The sequence below is a fragment of the Alkalihalophilus lindianensis genome (genome assembly GCF_032843265.1).
Classification (GTDB): Bacteria; Bacillota; Bacilli; order Bacillales; family Bacillaceae_D; genus Alkalihalophilus; species Alkalihalophilus lindianensis.
The window spans coordinates 1-260 of the sequence record NZ_JAWJBA010000543.1 but is presented as its reverse complement, the minus strand read 5'-3'; the positions used below and the strand labels follow the sequence as shown (position 1 = coordinate 260).

The 260-nt window shown below is 36.5% G+C and carries 1 protein-coding gene; it reads right to left on the bottom strand.

Annotated elements, in window-relative coordinates; translation table 11 throughout:
* Positions 1-260 (bottom strand): heptaprenyl diphosphate synthase component 1 (locus tag RYX56_RS23355; protein ID WP_317124258.1); only part of this gene is annotated, 260 nt, incomplete at both ends.

Here is a 260-nt window from a genome sequence, read left to right as displayed (position 1 = left end):
ATTTTATGTTCGTTTACTTCTTTAACACCAGTAGAAAGTGTTTTAATCATCAAAATTTCTTCGGCATCAGCCAGAAATTTATAATATAAACCACTATAATAATCTCCAGCTAATACGGTTAACTGCCGGCTTTTTTCATTTTCTGAGGTTCTGGAAATATGTTCGTGGGTATCAAGGGCGGTTTGGATTAGCATTGTTGACAGCGTAAAGGTCTCAAGTTTCCTACACGGCAATTCAAGATAGCTCATGATTGATACGAG